We start from the raw sequence: 18,886 nt of genomic DNA, 5'->3' as shown, positions 1-18,886 counted from the left end.
AATTACACATTCTAATTTTTAATGATAGGATCAATGTATGAATTTCATTATTTAACTTACATATGGTTTGTTTAAGAATATGATTTTTCTTTAAATAAGTATAATACATTAGCATTTATTTAAATGCTATGGATGCTATTTATAAAATAACCCATTCAAAAAAACGCTAAAAAAAATGCCGGCTAATTTAGTCGGCATTTTTTATGATTTAAAATAAGTTTGCTATTATTTTTTATAACTATCATTTAAAATTTTAAGTATAGGTTCTGTAACATCTTGAGTTTCTACTCCGTAAAGAACACTACCACCATCACCACCACTTAAAATATAGGTATAGCCATTTGTTTTAGCATAGCTTTTAATTTGCTTTTTAACTTTGCTGATAAGGCTATCCATCTCTACTTGGCTTGCTTCTTGTATATTTTTCTCTTCTTGCTGTAACTGTTGTGCTAAAAATTGGCTTTCTTGTTGTAAAACACCATATTCTGTTTGTGCTTTGTCTTGACTCATTTTTTCTGCTTTTGCCTGGAAAGCTGTGTATCTAAGTTGAAATACTTGAGAAATACTATCTTTTTTCTTAGTAAAAGCCTCTCCTTTTGTTTTTAGTTTCGCTTCAATATCTATTTTTTCTTGATAATCGTTTAATATTTTCTGATTATCTACAAAGCCTATTTTATTCTGTTGACATGCAAATGCTGTTAAAGCTACGATTGCTACTAGTACTTTTTTCATTTTCTTTCTTTATTTCATTTCTGAAAAACTCAGAAACCTATTAATTTAATGCTGCGCAAAAATAGAAAAGCTTTTGGATTATTCTAAAAAAGTTTATGCTTTCATAAAATAACTTTCTCCTATTGTATTACTATTTAGTTACTTTTGAGAAAATTAGACCGTCATGAAATTTATATACGCATTTTTATTTATCCTTAGTTTCTTTACCCTTAGCGCACAAAAAGGTGAGGTTGTTACTACTGAAGATGGTAAAAAAGTACTTTTAAAAGCAGATTTTACCTGGGAATATATCAATAATACCCCTAGTAGAACAACATCTAAAACGATGATTATGCCAGTACCATCGGCAACATCATCGTGCGTACCAACAGAAAGTTTTAAAGAGCCAAAGGGAAATCAAAAAATACAAGCGCAATTAAAACGTGGTAAAGCCACTATTAAACATTTAAAAAAGCGTGTGGCTAAAGATGCTAAATGTGCAGTTGCGGATGTTATCTTACTAAGCATACAGGAACAAAAACAAACTGGCCGTTACGTACTTTGTGCAAATGGCAAAAAGGTGGTGTACAAACGCACCGGTTATGCATTTACAAAGAAGATTGATCTGAAGTTTTAGGATCTTTATCAGAATTACATTTTCAAGACCCTTAAATTAAACATTAAGTTATATAATTAATAACGATATTTAATTGTTAACAAATATTAGAACGAACAGTTAAAATCTTTGATAAAAACATCAAATTATATAAATGAATTTTGAAAACCAACTCATCTTCTTTTTTAGTGCTTTAGGAGCATTTAATGGGTTTTTACTATCTCTCTACTTTGCTATTGTCGCAAAAAAGAAAAAGTTTTCGAATTACTTTTTAGTGTTATTACTACTGGTCTTGAGTATAAGAATTATAAAATCAGTATTCTTATTTTTTAATCCAAATTTATTTAATGTCTTTATACAGATAGGGCTTTCTGCTTGTGTATTAATTGGACCAGTACTTTACCTATATACCGTATCTCAAACAAAACCATCAAAAGCTAAAAAATGGTGGATTCACATAATTCCTTCTTTAAGCATAGTAATTATATTAGGAATTGTATATCCATATTTAGACAATAGAAAACTGTGGACCACATTCTTAGTTAAGGGGATTTATTTTCAATGGTTGGTTTATATTCTTTTAACTGGTTTTAAATTAAAACATATTTTAAAAAAAGTAGTCTCAAAAAGTACAAAGCCTAATGAGGTTGAAGTTTGGTTGTTAAGTATTTTTGGAGGAGTATCAATTATTTGGCTTTCTTATAATATTGCTTCCTATACCTCCTACATTGTTGGAGCCTTATCATTTTCATTTGTTTTTTACCTTTTCGTTTTATTATGGTTGTTTAAAAGGAATAAAAACACTTTGTTTTTTGAAAAAAAAGTGAAATATGAGAATAAAAAAATTGACACAGAAGAGGTAAAACTAATTATAGAAAAATTTACAGTAATTAAGGGTGAAAAATTATTCAAAAACCCCAATTTAAAATTATCAGATATTGCTCATCAACTCAATATTTCATCTCATCAATTATCACAACTTTTAAATGATAATTTAGGAAAATCATTTTCCTTATTTATTAACGAATTTCGAATTGAAGAAGCTAAACAATTATTAATTTCAAGTGAAGCATACACAATTGAAACTATTGGTTACGATTGTGGTTTTAACTCTAAGTCTACTTTTTTTACAACTTTCAAAAAAATAACAGGCACTACACCGGCTAAATACAAAAAAGAAAAGAGTCAAAAAGAAACCAATTAAAAGTCTTTATTTACATCGTAGTAGTTCGGATTTATAATAGAAAACCTTTTTAAATAAGAATGATTGCATATTGCGGTAAACTTATATCGTATGCAAAAAATAACATTCCTACAATTAATTCTATTTATTCTACTAGGATGTAAAAACTCAAGTAAAGACCCAGACAAATTACTTATAATTGGTAAAGACCCATCAGCTTCAGTTTCGGTCACCAAATAGGTCATAAAAAGTGCTAAATACTAAACTTTAATTATAATCAATCCAAATATGAAAACATCAATCACACTATTATTAATTACGTTAAGCTTTTCAGCTAATTTGTTCGCACAAGATTCAGACTACACTCAAATTGAAAAAACGGTTTCTTATTACTTAGACGGTGGTACAAATAACGATTTTGAAACGCTAAAAAAAGCCTTTCATAAAGACGCTACTATGAAATTTATACGCAATGGCGAATACAAAGAGGTCAATGCTATAGAATTTTTTAAAAACGTAATAAAACCTGGTCCAAAACAAAACAGAGAAACACGTATTGCTTATATAAATATAACAGGTAATGTAGCGAGTACAAAGTTAGAAATAGATTATGAAACCTTCAGTTTTATTGATTATATGAATCTCATAAAAATTAATGGGGAATGGAAGGTCGTCAGTAAAATATTTTATAGAAAACAGAACTAATGAAATTTATTTTGTCATTGAAAATTATAAAAAGCCTTTGGAATTAAACCTAGCTAATAATAATGCTATTGAAAATATTAAATACCCTAATTATAAAATGAAACATAAAATAATTCAACTCTTAATATTAGTATTAACCTTGGCGCTTTCTGGCTGTAAAAACTACAAAACGATAGATGCTTATGTTGATGAAATAAACCAAAAAGGAGAACTCAATGGTAATGTTCTTGTTATAAAAAATAAAGAAATTTTATATGAAAACTCTTTTGGTATTGCCCATCCTAAAACAAAAGAACCTTTAACAGCAAATCATCGTTTCGCTATTGGTTCTATTTCTAAAGAATTTCCGGGAGTGGCTGTAATGCAACTCTACGAACGCGGAAACCTTAAACTTGAAGATAAGGTGAGTACATATCTTAAAAATTTACCGGCTTGGGCATCTACAATAAGTATTCAGCAGTTATTTAAATACACAAGTGGTTTACCAAGAGTAGCGTGGGAGCGTTATGGGGAAAATGAAATGACTGTTACTCACGAATTGTTGCTGAATGATTTAAAGAAAGTAGAACAGCTTGCTTTTGAGCCTGGTACAGACTATCTCTATTCAAACTACAATCCTATATTGCTCATCCATATTGTAGAAGAGGTTTCTGGTCAATCTTTTGAGGACTATGTGACGCAGAACATATTTATACCCTCAAAAATGACCAATAGTTATTTTGGAAAGGCAACTCCCTGGAAAAACGAAACCTTACCTGCTTATCCTTTTGACAAAGACAAGCATCTTGATGCTTTTAAGATGGACGGTATAAAGTTTTTAATGTTATTTACAGCGCAGGATATTTACCAGTATCTCCAGCACTTGCACAGCTATCAATTGCTATCAAAAGAATCCATAAAACTCCTTTCTGAAAGAGAAGGATCACAATCACCTTTAGGTGTTTTAGAATGGGACGGTGACAAACTAGAGGTTCACCATCATCATGGCGAACAAGGAAGCTATGAAGCAGTCATTAGATATTTCCCTGAAGAAGAAGTTTATATTATTATTTTAAAGAATCAAAAGTTTTTTAATGTAATGGATATGGCAGATAAAATCAAAAACATCATCACTCAAAAAAACATATAAACTATGAGAGCATTAACACTACTTATAATAACGCTTTTATGCTTCAATCACTCAAAAGCACAAACACTAAACGGAAACAAAAAAGACATTCAAACTATATTGAAGAATACAGCGAATTTTTCAAAATATGTTATGTCCTCAAACTATGAAATGATAGTTGCATCTTATACAGAAGATGCAAAAATCTTCCCTAATAATACCAAAATATTAGAAGGAGAAGATATTATCAAATATTGGACTTTACCTGAAGGGTTAAGTACATCATATCATAAGATTACACAAAGCGAAATAACCATTATTAAGGATACAGCGTATGATTATGGTTATTATGAAGGTAAAACTAAAAATACCAAAGGCGAAGAAAGAACCTGGGGAGGCAAGTATGTTATTGTTTGGAAAAAAATAAATGGAGACTGGAAAATGTATTTGGATATTTGGAATAATATATAAAGTTATAATCAAAGTACTGTTTATTAGATATCTGATAAAATTTTTGAAATAGTAATTTGGGAAACCTGTAGAAATAATTGCTAATGCAGAAATTAAGTAAGGTTTGAAAGTTTACTATAAAAATCTTTTAAAACTATATTTCATGTAATTATATACTTAGAAATAGTGTAGTTAATTTAAAGATATCGTAATAGGTTTATTTAGATATACTGGGCTATATAAAATAAAAGTTTCAAGATTTTTTTGACCACGTAGAACAATATACTTTTCTCTATTGTTATGATCTACTGTTCCTTTTATTTCTTCAACAGTTATATATTTTTTAAAATCTGTAAGGGGTAAATCCTTGTTTTTTTCAAAGGCTGAATACAGGTCTTTATATATTTTTTGACCTTTTATAGTTAAATTAGATAATGCACTATATTTTTTAGGATCTTGTTTCTTTAATTCTTCTATTTCTTTAGTATTATATGGTACATACTCTTCTTTTTCATTTTCAGAAAGTGTTATTAAAGAAATTTCAGAAGTACTAGAGTCATTTAAAGCTTGTTCTTTAGTATTTAACTTACTTAAAATAACTTTATTATAAAAAATAGCAACTAGTTTATATTCATCATTCCCAAACTTAAAGTTCTCTCCAATATTTTCTTTTGAAAGTTTTATTGAGGTATAATCCACTAGAAATTGAATATGATATGTAGCGGATCCTGTTAAAGATTCTGAAGGTGTTAACTTATCTATAATTTTACTGTTTTTTGTAAATCTATCATAATAATATTTTGTGCGTTCTCCATTTTTTAAAATATATTTAGAAGCTCCATGACCAGAAGAACCATAAGAATTTTTCACTTCTATTTCTTGAGCATCACTATTAAAAAGCGCTGTTTTATGAAGATCTATTTTTAAAAGACTTCTAACTTTCCTTTCTAATCTTTTTTCAAAATCTCCACTCTGAATTAATTCTGGGATTTCAGTAGAAAAAAAAAGCTGACTAGCATCAGTATTATTAATAACTTTTAATGTTGCATTAGATTGAATAGAATCTACTATAATTTGAATAGAATCTAAGGATATTAATTTAGATTTTAAATTTTCTAATGTAGATACAGACACTGTTTTATAAAAGTATGAATCTGGTTTTACGAAAACATCTCTAGTAATTTTATATCCAAACTTATAAAACCGCTCATTCATATCTGTCTTATTTTGTGCCATACTCAAATAAGATGAAAAAAATATTAAAATAACTATTACAAGAATTTTTTTCATTTTCAAATCTTTTAATTTATAATTAATCTTCATTTTTTATTTAAGCTGTGTCAAAAAAATTACGTTACTCGTTTCATTCCAAAAAAAGCAAAAAACACAACTATAAGAATTAGTTATACTTTAATGAGTAAAGTATAATTTTTAACTATCTAAAACGGCTTTTTTAAAAGGGGCTATTTAAACGTTTCTCTAAAAAAACAATCTAGTAGACAATTAAAGCTCAAAACAATCAGGAAATGAGCTTAAAATGCGTTTTAGGCTTTCTTAAGAATATAAATATGTGATGAATACTCTTTTGTTTGCCACGCTTTTAGATTAGACCTTAATCCGATAAAAAAAGCTTTCATAAAATTTTGTTTTCCTGTTTTATATTTTTCAGATAAGAGCGAAACATAAAAGGCATCAAAAAGCATTGGTTTAATTTTCACCACTTCTAATCCTTGTTTTACAAAAAGTTTTTGAATGGCAGTTTTAGAAAAATGCCATAAGTGTCTTGGCACATCATACGCTGCCCAAAAGTTTTTATAATACTGCGCATCGTAAGATTTATAATTTGGAACAGCAATTACCAAAGTACCATCTTCATCTAATAAATTATAAAGTGTTTTTATTTGATCTTCTAAATCTGGTAGATGTTCCAAAACATGCCAAAGGGTAATTACATTAAATTTTTTATTTTCCAAAGCTTTTAAATCAGAAAATAATTCAATCCCTTTTTGTTTGGCTTTTTCTTGAGCTTTTATATTTGGCTCTACACCTGTAGAATTCCAATGGTTCTCTTTTGCATGTATTAAAAAATCGGCTGTGCCTGCTCCTACATCTAAAAGATTTTTAGCATTGCTATAGGATGCTATAAGCTGAAGTTTATTTTTTAGATTTATTTTTTTTACTGATTGATATATTTTGTCTACAAATGTTTTTCTAGCATCGGTATGAGAAATATATACTTCACTATCATAATAAACACTTAAATTATTTGGTTGCGGAGTTGTCACTAATAAATCTAAATCTGTATCATATACTAATTCAAACTCTTCTTGACTAACAGCATAATCTTTAGTTTTTAAATAGTGTTTCATTATAATTATCAGTCGCTAAATATTCCTCTTTTAAATTACGAAGATACTTTAAAACCGTATCGCGTGAAAAAGAATTTTCTGCTAAACAATCGTTTTCTTCATCATTATAAACTTCTAAAGCAATATAGAAATGCCCTTCTCTAGAAATGGTATTGTCTTCTGTTGTAGCATACGTTTCAAAATCTTCATTTTTTAATAATCCATTTGCAGCAACATCAACTGCTATGGGAACTAAATTAAGTGCTTTCGTTTTTTTCTCTACTTCATAGAACGAAAAGAAAAACTGTTTATCGTTAATTTGAAAAGGAATATCGTCATATACGTCCGTATGATTTAAGTTAAATTTTGTATTTACATAGGTATAGAACTCTTCAGCTTCTTTAGGGTCTTCAAAAATAAAAGTCTGTCTTTTAGGCAAACCTTTTTTAAATTTTCTGCCTTTTACAATTTTATAATCTTCTATGTTTGGAGCAATTTGTAAGGGGATACAGGAATGAAACAGAAATAAACCCATAAGGAGAATAGTAATTTTTTTCATTTGTGTTGTTTTTGTTTGAGTTCAAAAAAGAATTCAAATATTATACCAAATTACTAATATTAAAACTTTTACTTTTAATCATACAGATAATTTACGGACATAAAACTAAATTAATCTAGGCTTTTACCACCTTAAAAACAATACTTCTTTTGAAAAAAGTTCTTCATCGACAGATATATAAACCACAAAAAATAATGCTTTCACAACAAAAATTTGGAATTGTTCCACGTGGAACATTATGTTGTTTTGTCTACCAATTCAACATCTAAAAAGACAGATAATGTCTTCGCTTTTTCTTTTACATCTGCTAAAGATTTACTTTTATATACAGTAAAATGTTTGTTTCCTTTAAAAAAACGAATCACATAACTTTTATGTTTTCTCTCGTTCCCTAAAGCAGCTATTGGTCCCCAATCTGAACCTTGTTTGAATTTAGCAGAAAACACAGAAATATATTCAGGATAAATACAATCTAATTTTAATTTAAGAATGCTTAATCCAAACAATTTAATATGTTGTTTGTTCTTAAAATCGTTTGCAATTTCATAAGAAATAGAATAGCCAATTAATACAATTCCAATCAACGACATTGTAATTAATTGACTTAAGGGTATGGCATAATTAATCATCATTATAACTAATACCAATAAAATAATAAAGCCAATTATTTTTGGTGTTAAAGGTTTTAATTGTTTAAAAAATAAAGATTTTTTCATCGTCCTAGATACACTAACAGTACACTTATATCACTTGGAGAAACACCACTGATTCTAGATGCCTGTGAAATAGTTACGGGTTGTATTGCTGTCATCTTTTCTCTTGCTTCGTAAGACAAAGATTTTAGTTTAGTATAATCAAAATTAGCAGGTATTTTTACATTCTCTAATCGATGTAGTTTGTCTGCATTATTTTTTTCTTTAGCAATATAACCAGCATATTTAACCTGAACTTCTGTTTGCTCTAATACTTCCCTATCTATAGTATTTTCCTTTACAAACGATGAAACTGCATCTAATTGCAGCATATGATCCATAGTAACTTTTGGTCTAGAAAAGAATTTAAACATTTTAGCAGATTGATTAACTGTTGCAGAATTTACATCTTCCAAAATGGGGTTAATATCATTTGGAACTACACTTGTTTTTCTAAAGAAATCTACGAATCGTTCTGATTTATCAAGTTTTTCTTCCATACGTTTTAGACGATTTTCATCTGCTAAACCGAGTTGATATCCTCTTGGTGTTAAACGCAAATCAGCATTATCTTGTCTTAATAAGGTTCTATATTCTGCTCTAGATGTAAACATTCTGTATGGCTCTTCAGTTCCTTTTGTAATTAAATCATCAACTAAAACACCAATATAAGCTTCATCTCTTGTTAAGATAAAAGGGTCTTTTTCTGTTACTTTTAGATGCGCATTTATACCCGCCATTAATCCTTGAGAGGCTGCCTCTTCATAACCTGTAGTGCCATTAATTTGACCGGCAAAAAATAAATTTTCAACCAACTTCGTTTCTAAAGAATGCTTTAATTGTGTAGGTGGAAAATAATCATATTCTATAGCATAACCAGGTCTAAAAAACTTTACATTTTCAAAACCTACTACAGAACGAAGTGCTTTAAATTGAACATCTTCGGGTAAAGATGTTGAGAAACCATTAACATAAACTTCAACTGTATCCCAACCTTCTGGTTCTACAAATAGTTGATGACTCGTTTTGTCTGCGAATCTATTTATTTTGTCTTCAATTGAAGGGCAATATCTTGGTCCTAAACTTTTTATTCTACCGTTAAACATTGGTGATCTGTCAAAACCTTCGCGTAATAAATCATGAACTAATTCACTAGTATGACTCATATGACAATCACGTTGATGTGCTAATGGTTTTGTATTGGTGTAACTAAATTTCTCTGGTATAGCGTCACCAGGTTGCACTATCATTTTAGAAAAATCTAGAGACCTACCATCTACTCTTGGTGGCGTACCTGTTTTCATTCTTCCGCTTTCAAAACCAAGATTTACTAATTGTTCAGTAATACCTGTTGCCGCTTTTTCACCGGCTCTACCACCTCCCAATTGACGCTCTCCTATATGTATCAATCCATTTAAAAATGTACCATTAGTAAGTATTACTGATTTACTTTTTATTTGAATCCCTAAAGAAGTAACTACGCCAACGGCTTTATGATTTTCAACAATAAGACCAGAAACCATTTCTTGGTAAAAATCTACATTAGGAGTTCTTTCTAATGCTAAACGCCATTCTTCTGCAAAACGCATTCGATCACTTTGCGCTCTAGGACTCCACATTGCAGGTCCTTTAGATTTATTAAGCATTTTAAATTGTATGGCCGATAGGTCGGTAATAATTCCACTATAACCTCCTAAGGCATCAATTTCTCTTATAATTTGTCCTTTAGCAATACCACCCATAGCAGGATTACAAGACATTTGTCCGATGTTTTGCAAATTCATGGTTACAAGCAATACTTTAGATCCCATATTTGCTGCAGAAGCTGCAGCCTCAGCACCGGCGTGCCCACCACCTACAACTATAACATCATATTCTTTATCAAACATAATTTTTAATGTTCCACGTGGAACAGTTTTATGGTTTCTTCTTCTTTACTACGCATTATTTTTATATCCATATCTTCTTTGTCTTTAAAACCTAAAAGATGTAGGATACCATGTGCCATTACACGTTTTAATTCAGTATCAAAATCTACATTAAAATCTAATGCGTTTTCCTTGACTCTTTCTATCGATATAAAAATATCACCACTTATTGTCTTACCATTACAATAATCAAAAGTGATAATATCTGTATACGTATCATGATTTAAATACTGTTTATTAATTTCTAAGAGGTAAGAATCGTCACAAAAAATAAATGATACATTAGAAACAAAACCTTGGTGTAAAATGATTACTCTAGTTAACCAATCGGCATAATAGTTTTCATTATTTAATTCAAATTCAAATTCGTAATTAAAGTCGATCATTCTTTTATAAAATAGTCTCTTACCTTATTTTTAAAATTTTGCTGCAAAGGTAATGCTTGTCTATTTAAAATTTCTATTTCGTTTCTATAATTCTGTAAACTAGATGGTTTGGTTAATATAGGATTCTGATAATTATTTGTATTAGAATTACTTTCTCTTTCTTGTTTTTTTCCTTGTTTCATTGCAGCATTCTCTAGTTTTAAAAGCTGATAGTTGATAGTGTTAACTTTTTCCATTGTTCGTTGCGTAATTCCATTTTCTAATAAGTCATTCTGGAAGTCTTCCATTTGCTGCAACATTCTTTTTCCAAGTTGTTTATCACTATTTTTTATTAAATTCTCTAACTGCTTTTCTAATGCTTGTTTTATAATTTCTTGTTGTTTATAAATTTCATAAATTTCTTTCAACTCTTGTTCTGATAAACCTTGACCATTTTGACCTTGTGAACCAGATCCATCTCCCTGACCTGGTTGGCCTTCTCCATTAGCTTTTCCATCATTTCCTTTTTGTCCCTTATCATCTTTACCATTCCCAGACTCCTTACCTTGACCTTCTTTACCCTTTCCAGATTTACCCTCATTACCTTGCTTACCATTATCAACATTTTTTCCGCTACCCGTTTGTCCCTGCTCTCCTTGCTGGCCTTCTTGACCATCTTTACCTTCTCCAGATTTGCCTTGTTGTCCTTCCTTACCTTCATTACCTTCTTTACCTTGCTCACCCATTTTTTTTCCGAGTTCACCCTGTTGCTTAATAATATCCGGTAATTGAAAATCTTGACCAGAACCCTGGCCTGAACCTTGTTGCATGCTTTGATTCATATTATCAAGTATACTTGCCAATTGATCGGATAATACATTACCAGCAGTAATCACATATTTTTGATACCCAACACTTTGGTATGCTCTATTATCCGCTAAAGAGGTCACTGATTTATCTATATTATAAAAAACTTCTGTTATTTGTTCGTTTATGGTTTCAGATATTTCAGGTACACGTAATGATAATGCAAACAAACTATCGTCGACATGTTCGAACAATTTTTTTAATTCTTGTTCTTTTTTAATGATCTTAGATTGTTGCGAAAAAGTATTTTCTTGAGTAGATAAATTATCCATTAGTGCTTCTTGTTCAAAAGTAAAAACGACTAAATTATCTAAGATCTGTCTGAGCATATCAGCATCTTCAGAAATTGTGGATTCACTTGAACCTCCAGCAGAAGAAGATTGTTGCAAAGATTCACTCATTTCTTTCATTTGTTGTGCAGCAGATTTTTGCTTTTTACTTGCACTTTCAGGCTTTTGCTGCTCAGCATTTTCTTCTGGTTTTAGTTCTTGTTTATTTAATTCATCTAAAGCAGATTTCTGATCTTCTTTTACTTGATCTTCTTTTGCTTTATCAATAGCAAGCTTAAGTGGTTTTTTAAGCTTTTGATTATCCTTTTTTAGCGTTTCTAATTCTTTAGCTATTTTCTCGAAATCTTTATTTAATTGCTCTTGTTGTTTTTTTGCCTCTTCGTCTAATGTGTTAGATTCTGCAGCCTTTTCTTGTTTTTTTGCTAATTCTTCCAAATCCTTAGCCAATTGCGAAGCCTTTTCAGTAACATAATAGCGTTTGGTCAATTCTAATAACTGCTCCAAATTACGTTCGCTACTATTTTGTTTTTTAGCTATTTCTTCTAACTTTTTAGTTAATTCTTCTTTATTTATTTTGTCTGCAACTTTTTGCAACTCTTTAAGCATTTCCTCATTTTTCTTAGCTGCCAACTCTTGCCTTTCTAATCGTTCTTTTAAGAATTTATTTAACTTCTCATCTTCACTAGATTTCTCTAAATTTTCTTTTAATTGTTTAGAAAACTTTTTCATTAAACTTTCTTGCTGTTCTTGCTTTTGTAGAAAGTCTTTTATTTTATTTTTATCATTAAAATTAAGACTGTTTTTTTCTTTTTGTTCTTTATTAATTTCGTTTAAATCTTTCTTTTGCTCTTTAAACTTTTCAAAAGATTTATCTAAATCGTTTATAATATTTTGTTGATTTTCTAATTGTTTATCTTTAAGCTGATTAACGTCTAAAATGCTTAAGCTAAAGATTTCACTTTTTACGGATTTAGAACCATTAACTCTATCATTATCAGATACTTGAAAATAAAAACTATAGTCTTTTCCTTCTTCTAAATTTAAACCAGACGGGAAGGTATAATAAAACTGCTCAACATTAGATTTAGGTGACAATAATAGTATTTCCTGTATACTATTAGCATTCTTTGTTTCGTAGCAAAACAGTTTTATGCTGCTTAAACCATAATCATCAGAAGACTCACCAATATAATAGGCTACGTTTAAATCTAAAGAGTCTCTAACTTCCTTTACACTTATCTTAGGAAATGCATCTTTAATGACCTTAAAATTATAAGATAATGTTTCAAAGGCTTTTACATTTTTATTTGAAGTAGCTATTTCATATGAAAGATTATTCTTAATAGTTTTGGCCAGCTTGAAATCGTTTTCTGTTTTTGTAAAAAGCAGATTAGTATCTTTAAGCACAAGATTTACAGCATCTGTATTTTCTCCTTTAATCTCCCAACGTACAGATGTGCCTTCTGGAAAAGTAGCATTACCACTGCTTTTTAAAGTCTCTGTCCTTCTTTTTGTATAATTTGGATAATCTAAAACCAAATTAAAATCTAAAATAGATGGCGTTTTTAAAACGGATAACTCATAATCTCTAGAATTAACTTCATTTGCAGTAAAATGAAAGCTTGTACTTTTTAGTGGAGCAGGAAAATTATAATAAAACAATCCATTTCGTTCTTGCATTAATAGGTTCTTTCCTTCAACATTTATATAAACAGCATCTGGTTTTATATCACCTACTGTTTTTATAGCAATTTCTAAAGGTTCTGATTCTAAAACTTCAAGATCTTGAGATACCAATTGAAATGCAAAAGGAGCAGGTGGTTCATAAGCTAGATCATAATTAATAACTCGTTCATAAGAACCAAAAAAGGAACTAATATTTCCAGAAAACCATAATACACCTATCAGCAAAATGGGTATTGCTAAATACTTAGCATAACTCAAACTCTTTTTATACTCAATTGCTTTAGTAAATGGTATTGGACTTAAACTTTTAGATCGTTGTTCTATACTTGCCAATAGTAATTCCGATCTATTTTTATCTTCAGCTAAATCAAATAGATTAAACAGTTTATCATTTACATTAGGAAAATGCTTTCCTATTAATACAGCTGCAGCTTTATTGTCAATTCCTTTTTTAAGCTTAAATAAATAAAAGAGTGGTGTTAAAAAATACCTGAATAATAAATAGCCTTCAATACAAATAATAGCAAGTAATAAAAAAAGACGCCCAGTAGAATTCATCCATAGGAAGTATTCTACTGCCATTAATATCATAAAAAATAATACCCCAAGGCTTAAAAAAAGGAGTAAACCTTTTATGAGCATATTCTTATAATATTTTTGAATAAACTGACTTAGTTTATGCTGAATGTTTTGATAATTATTCAAAATAACATGGGTTTTTACTACTAAAATACTTAAAATAATTGCCTTAACTGTAAAAGAGTCCCTTACAAAGTATAATTTTATAACGCTATTAACATATTAGTACACACTTATCCTATAGAAAACTGAACTTATAGGCAACTGGTTTTAGTATCTTTGCAACCTATTAATTTTGATATTATGACGAAAAGAGTGCGTGTAAGATTTGCGCCTAGTCCTACAGGACCATTACATATTGGTGGTGTACGCACCGCATTATTCAATTATCTTTTTGCTAAAAAACATGGTGGCGATTTTATTTTAAGAATAGAAGATACAGACCAAAACCGTTATGTAGAAGGAGCAGAGCAATATATTATTGATGCTTTGAACTGGTGTGGAATTCCTTTTGATGAAGGCCCTTCGACTACGCTCAGGGCAAGCCCTTCAGCTGGTCTCGATGCAAGCGCTTCGGCTTCGTTCAGCGATCATCCAAAAAAAGGAAAGTTTGGTCCTTATAGGCAGAGTGAACGTAAACACTTATATGCAACATATGCTGATCAGCTTATTGAGACTGGGAATGCCTATTATGCTTTTGATACTTCGGAGCAATTAAATTTTCATAGAAAAGACCATGAAACAAAGGGAAAAACCTTTATTTACAACTGGCATAACAGATTAAAACTAGATAATTCACTTTCACTTTCTGCAGCGGAAACGGAAAAAAGAATTAAGGCAGGAGAACCTTATGTGATTCGTTTTAAAACGCCTCAAGACGAAAAATTATCGCTTAAGGATATCATTAGAGGAGATATGACTATTGATACCAATCAGTTAGATGATAAAGTTTTGTTTAAAAGTGATGGTATGCCTACCTATCATTTAGCAAATATTGTTGATGATCATTTAATGGAAATTTCTCATGTCATTAGGGGCGAAGAGTGGTTGCCTTCTTTGGCTTTACACCAACAACTCTATGATGCATTTGGGTGGCAAGCACCAGAATTTGCTCATTTACCTTTAATTATGAAACCTGTTGGGAAAGGAAAATTAAGCAAAAGAGATGGAGACAAATTAGGGTTTCCTGTTTTTCCGATTTCTTGGAACGATTCTATTGGTTATAAAGAAGCTGGATATTTTCCAGAGACAGTTGTAAATTTCTTAGCCTTATTAGGGTGGAATCCAGGAACAGAACAAGAGCTTTTTAGTCTAGAAGAATTAATACAAGCATTTAGTTTAGAGCGCGTTAACAAATCTGGAGCACGTTTTGATCCTGATAAAACCAAATGGTATAATCAGCAATATGTACAAGCTGCTTCTGATGCTGAACTCACTAAACTTTTTATTCCAATCTTAGAAGAAAAGCTGACAGCATTAACGGAAGAAGGTCTCGACTCCGCTCGACCAGACCATATTAAAATACAAAAAGTGATTTCTTTAGTAAAAGAGCGTGCTAACTTTGTAAATGACTTATGGAATTTAAGTGATTTCTTTTTTAAAGCTCCAGAAACTTATGCAGAAAAAGGAGTAAAGAAACAATGGAAAGAAGGTACGCCAGATGTAATGAACCAATTGGTATCAGTATTAGAAACCATTGAAGATTTTAGCTCAGAAAATACAGAAACACTTGTAAAACAATGGATTACGGACCAAGAACTTTCTTTTGGTAAAGTAATGCCACCGTTGCGTTTAGTGATTGTTGGGGATATGAAAGGACCTCATCTATTTGATATTATGGCGCTGATTGGAAAAAAGGAAAGTATTACTAGGATTAAAAGGGCAATTGTTAGTATTAGGTAGTTAAGTATAAAAAAAGAAAATATGATGATTAATAGATTAAAAAAATTAAAATATTATTCTAAATATGCAATTTTTATTGCATTACTCATGCTATCGTTTAATTGTAGCAATAGTGATGAAAATGGAGGAAATGAGCCCTCTGAAACCAGATTATATGCAATTGATGGATTTGGAAGTGATTTAAAAATTGTAGAAGTTAACCCTTTAAATAATGATTTAGTTTCCATTTTTTTAGATTTTGAACCAAGACAAGCTAGGGTAGATTTCGACTTCGCATATCTAAATACGACAAATCAATTATTAATTAGAGAAAACGTTTTTGAAAGAGGAATAGGTCCTCAGTTAATAAAAGTTGATATAGATACTAAAGAAAAAACTACAATTAGTTCTGAAAACTTTAGTACTATAATAGCTGGTAATGGAAAATTATTTGGATTTAAACGAATTGTTGAAAATACACTTCTAACATCAATTAATTTGGTAGAGATTAATCCAGAAGATGCTTCAACAATTTCAACAATAGAGGTATTTGAGGCTTTAGAAGATGCACCAAATAGTAACAGGGTAGGTATTTCCAGTATTTTATTTTCATTTGATACTAATGAACTTTTAATTCCTAGAAGAATTTCTTTTTTATCCAATGCAATTGATCAATTAATAAAAATAGATGCCAATACAGGTCTAAAGAGGATAGTATCTATAAATAATTATGAATCAATGACTGTTGGTAGGAATGGTCGCTTATTTGCAGTTAAACGAGTTATTGATCAAAATTTAGGGGAAATTACTTTTAATGGGATAGTAGAAGTAGATATAGATAATGGAAACGAAATAGGTGTCATAAAAGAATTTGATAATAACAGTCTATTTCCATTTTCTGAGATTAGTTTTTTAAGTGAAACTAATGAAATACTATTAGACGTTGGGACTTTGTATAAAATCAATATTGATAATAAAACTGAATCTATTCTAAATAATGAAAATGAATTTTATAGTTTTAGAAGTGTTAATATTTACTAAAATAAATCTACACTAAGAATTGATATAACAATTCAACATTTAAAACCATTTGTTATTTAAAAGATTAATTCTTCTTTACGCAATCAGCTTGTTTTATTTTATTTTTCCACTGTATCCAGTATTCTTGTAGTCCTTCCGGAGTTGTTTTCAATGTACTAATTGATAAATTTTCTCCCGTTAACAATGCATTTTTTAATTCTGCTTTTCTTCTTTCTAGATCTGGTGAATGGTTCCAACCACCAACATGATCAAAAGAGGTATAAGCATCACATTTTTCAGCAACAAAAGTAAATGGAACTGATAAAGTATAGGTGACCCATCCTGTCCCCATTCCTACTGTTGTCATTGTAATATGTTCAAAATCTACTTTAGCATAATTTCCATTTTTATACAGTCGCTTTAATTGCTCTCCAACTTTATAAGACATTGTATTGGAAAATTGATGCGCCACATCAGCACCATTTATAAACTCTGGCCCTGTATATGTTCCAGTACAAGCATCCTTAGAACATTTTATATGTCCGCTATCTTGAGAAATACAAAACAGCGGTATTAAAAAAATAATATTATACACTAAAAATAATTTCATCTATTTGATTATCAGTATCTAAAATTACTCAAAAATAATAAACAATATTAGGGCAAGCCTCAGAGCATTTAAATCTCGATTGTCGCGTAAAAAAGAATCGATCTATAGATTTTTTTGCTCTTTGTATTTCTGAATTTGTAAATTATTATCTTAAATTCTGTAACAATTCTTACAAATATGCTACTGATTTGCTAAAGACTTTGTAAATTCATAATTCTAACTTAAAAAACATAAACCTATGCCTTATTACATTATTCCTATTATTCTTTTTATTGTTGTTGCCTTTGCATCAACGGTATTTATAGTAAAACAACAAACCGCAGCAGTTATAGAAACATTCGGTAAATTTAGTAGCATCAGACATTCTGGTATACAATTTAAAATTCCTTTTGTGCAACGCATCGCAGGGAAATCTAGTCTAAAAATCCAGCAATTAGATGTAATTGTAGAAACTAAGACTTTAGATGATGTTTTTGTGAAACTAAAAATCTCTGTACAATATGTTATCATTAAAGATAAAGTATATGAAGCATTTTATAAATTAGAATATCCGCATGAGCAAATTACATCTTATGTATTTGATGTAGTGCGTGCAGAAGTTCCAAAAATGAAATTAGATGATGTTTTTGTTAAAAAAGATGATATTGCCATTGCTGTAAAGTCTGAGTTACAAGATGCCATGATTAATTATGGTTTTGATATCATAAAAACCTTAGTAACGGATATAGACCCAGATGCGCAAGTAAAAGAGGCTATGAACCGTATTAATGCTTCGGAGCGTGAAAAAATTGCAGCACAATTTGAAGGTGATGCAGCACGTATCCTTATTGTAGAAAAAGCAAAGGCAGAAGCTGAAAGTAAGCGTTTACAAGGGCAGGGTATTGCAGACCAAAGACGTGAAATAGCAAGAGGTCTTGAAGAATCTGTAGAAGTATTAAACAAAGTAGGCATCAATTCGCAAGAAGCATCTGCACTTATTGTAGTAACACAACATTACGATACTTTACAATCTATTGGAGAACATACCAATGCAAACCTTATTCTTTTACCAAATTCTCCGCAAGCAGGTAGCGATATGTTAAATAATATGGTAGCATCATTTACTGCTAGTAATATGATCGGTGAAAATATGAAAGACCAGAATGCTAAAAAGCAACTACCTCCTAAAAAATAGGGGACAAGCCTAAAACGAGTTAACCAGTTATTCTTTAAAAATAATTTAAACTCAGGCACGCTTAAGAATATTTTAATCTTTATTAAGTTAAAAAGAGAACCGAGTACCTTATCG

17 protein-coding genes are annotated in these 18,886 nt (G+C 30.0%); 8 read left to right on the top strand and 9 right to left on the bottom strand.

Features of this window, described 5'->3' with window-relative positions:
* Positions 1–225: 225 nt before the first annotated feature.
* A complete protein-coding gene (locus tag ACZ451_RS05655) occupies positions 226–732 on the bottom strand; it encodes an OmpH/Skp family outer membrane protein (protein ID WP_464216128.1) in 507 nt (168 codons plus the stop codon).
* 163 nt (positions 733–895) lie between these two features.
* Here ACZ451_RS05655 and ACZ451_RS05650 point away from each other — a divergent pair, with 163 nt between their 5' ends.
* The 5 genes from ACZ451_RS05650 (at position 896) to ACZ451_RS05630 (ending at position 4,794) form a co-directional block, all read left to right on the top strand.
* Positions 896–1,348, top strand: coding sequence for a DUF3157 family protein (locus tag ACZ451_RS05650; protein ID WP_464216127.1), 453 nt, complete (start codon positions 896–898; stop codon positions 1,346–1,348).
* Positions 1,349–1,481: 133 nt separating this feature from the next.
* A complete protein-coding gene (locus ACZ451_RS05645; RefSeq protein WP_464216126.1) occupies positions 1,482–2,531 on the top strand; it encodes a helix-turn-helix domain-containing protein in 1,050 nt (349 codons plus the stop codon).
* Positions 2,532–2,798: 267 nt separating this feature from the next.
* Entirely contained in the window at positions 2,799–3,215 is a 417-nt protein-coding gene (locus tag ACZ451_RS05640) for a nuclear transport factor 2 family protein (protein ID WP_464216125.1), read from the top strand.
* 37 nt (positions 3,216–3,252) lie between these two features.
* Positions 3,253–4,344: a serine hydrolase domain-containing protein gene (locus tag ACZ451_RS05635; RefSeq protein WP_464216123.1), complete on the top strand. Its 1,092-nt coding sequence runs from the start codon at positions 3,253–3,255 to the stop codon at positions 4,342–4,344.
* Between the two features lie 3 nt (positions 4,345–4,347).
* Entirely contained in the window at positions 4,348–4,794 is a 447-nt protein-coding gene (locus ACZ451_RS05630) for a YybH family protein (protein ID WP_464216122.1), read from the top strand.
* A 171-nt stretch (positions 4,795–4,965) separates the two neighbouring features.
* Here the strand turns inward: ACZ451_RS05630 and ACZ451_RS05625 are convergent, their stop codons facing one another.
* The 7 genes from ACZ451_RS05625 to ACZ451_RS05595 all read right to left on the bottom strand — a co-directional run bounded on the left by ACZ451_RS05625 (position 4,966) and on the right by ACZ451_RS05595 (position 14,213).
* Positions 4,966–6,063: a hypothetical protein gene (locus ACZ451_RS05625; protein ID WP_464216121.1), complete on the bottom strand. Its 1,098-nt coding sequence runs from the start codon at positions 6,061–6,063 to the stop codon at positions 4,966–4,968.
* Between the two features lie 254 nt (positions 6,064–6,317).
* Positions 6,318–7,142: a class I SAM-dependent methyltransferase gene (locus ACZ451_RS05620; protein ID WP_464216120.1), complete on the bottom strand. Its 825-nt coding sequence runs from the start codon at positions 7,140–7,142 to the stop codon at positions 6,318–6,320.
* Positions 7,120–7,680 carry a hypothetical protein gene (locus tag ACZ451_RS05615; protein WP_464216119.1) on the bottom strand — a complete coding sequence of 187 codons (561 nt, stop codon included), beginning with the start codon at positions 7,678–7,680 and terminating at the stop codon, positions 7,120–7,122. The genes ACZ451_RS05620 and ACZ451_RS05615 overlap by 23 nt, the downstream gene beginning before the upstream one ends.
* 236 nt (positions 7,681–7,916) lie before the next feature.
* On the bottom strand, positions 7,917–8,396 hold the full coding sequence (locus ACZ451_RS05610; protein WP_464216118.1) for a hypothetical protein: 480 nt from the start codon (positions 8,394–8,396) through the stop codon (positions 7,917–7,919).
* Complete coding sequence (mnmG, locus tag ACZ451_RS05605) at positions 8,393–10,261, bottom strand: tRNA uridine-5-carboxymethylaminomethyl(34) synthesis enzyme MnmG (RefSeq protein WP_464216117.1); 1,869 nt, start codon at positions 10,259–10,261, stop codon at positions 8,393–8,395. Before mnmG ends, ACZ451_RS05610 begins: the two co-directional genes overlap by 4 nt.
* A 5-nt stretch (positions 10,262–10,266) precedes the next feature.
* A complete protein-coding gene (ybeY, locus tag ACZ451_RS05600; protein WP_464216116.1) occupies positions 10,267–10,686 on the bottom strand; it encodes an rRNA maturation RNase YbeY in 420 nt (139 codons plus the stop codon).
* Positions 10,683–14,213 carry a hypothetical protein gene (locus ACZ451_RS05595; RefSeq protein ID WP_464216115.1) on the bottom strand — a complete coding sequence of 1,177 codons (3,531 nt, stop codon included), beginning with the start codon at positions 14,211–14,213 and terminating at the stop codon, positions 10,683–10,685. The genes ybeY and ACZ451_RS05595 overlap by 4 nt, the downstream gene beginning before the upstream one ends.
* Positions 14,214–14,390: 177 nt before the next feature.
* Between ACZ451_RS05595 and gltX the strand changes: the two genes are divergently transcribed.
* Positions 14,391–15,989: a glutamate--tRNA ligase gene (gltX, locus tag ACZ451_RS05590; protein WP_464216114.1), complete on the top strand. Its 1,599-nt coding sequence runs from the start codon at positions 14,391–14,393 to the stop codon at positions 15,987–15,989.
* Between the two features lie 21 nt (positions 15,990–16,010).
* Positions 16,011–17,009 (top strand): hypothetical protein, encoded by a 999-nt coding sequence (locus ACZ451_RS05585; RefSeq protein WP_464216113.1) that lies wholly within the window; start codon positions 16,011–16,013, stop codon positions 17,007–17,009.
* Between the two features lie 64 nt (positions 17,010–17,073).
* Here the strand turns inward: ACZ451_RS05585 and ACZ451_RS05580 are convergent, their stop codons facing one another.
* Positions 17,074–17,598: a hypothetical protein gene (locus ACZ451_RS05580; RefSeq protein ID WP_464216112.1), complete on the bottom strand. Its 525-nt coding sequence runs from the start codon at positions 17,596–17,598 to the stop codon at positions 17,074–17,076.
* Positions 17,599–17,836: 238 nt separating this feature from the next.
* Here ACZ451_RS05580 and ACZ451_RS05575 point away from each other — a divergent pair, with 238 nt between their 5' ends.
* Entirely contained in the window at positions 17,837–18,772 is a 936-nt protein-coding gene (locus tag ACZ451_RS05575) for an SPFH domain-containing protein (protein ID WP_464216111.1), read from the top strand.
* Positions 18,773–18,886: the final 114 nt, after the last annotated feature.

This window comes from Allocellulophaga tsushimaensis (genome assembly GCF_055383085.1).
Note: the sequence above shows the minus strand (reverse complement) of the source record. Positions and strands in the feature narration are given on the sequence as shown.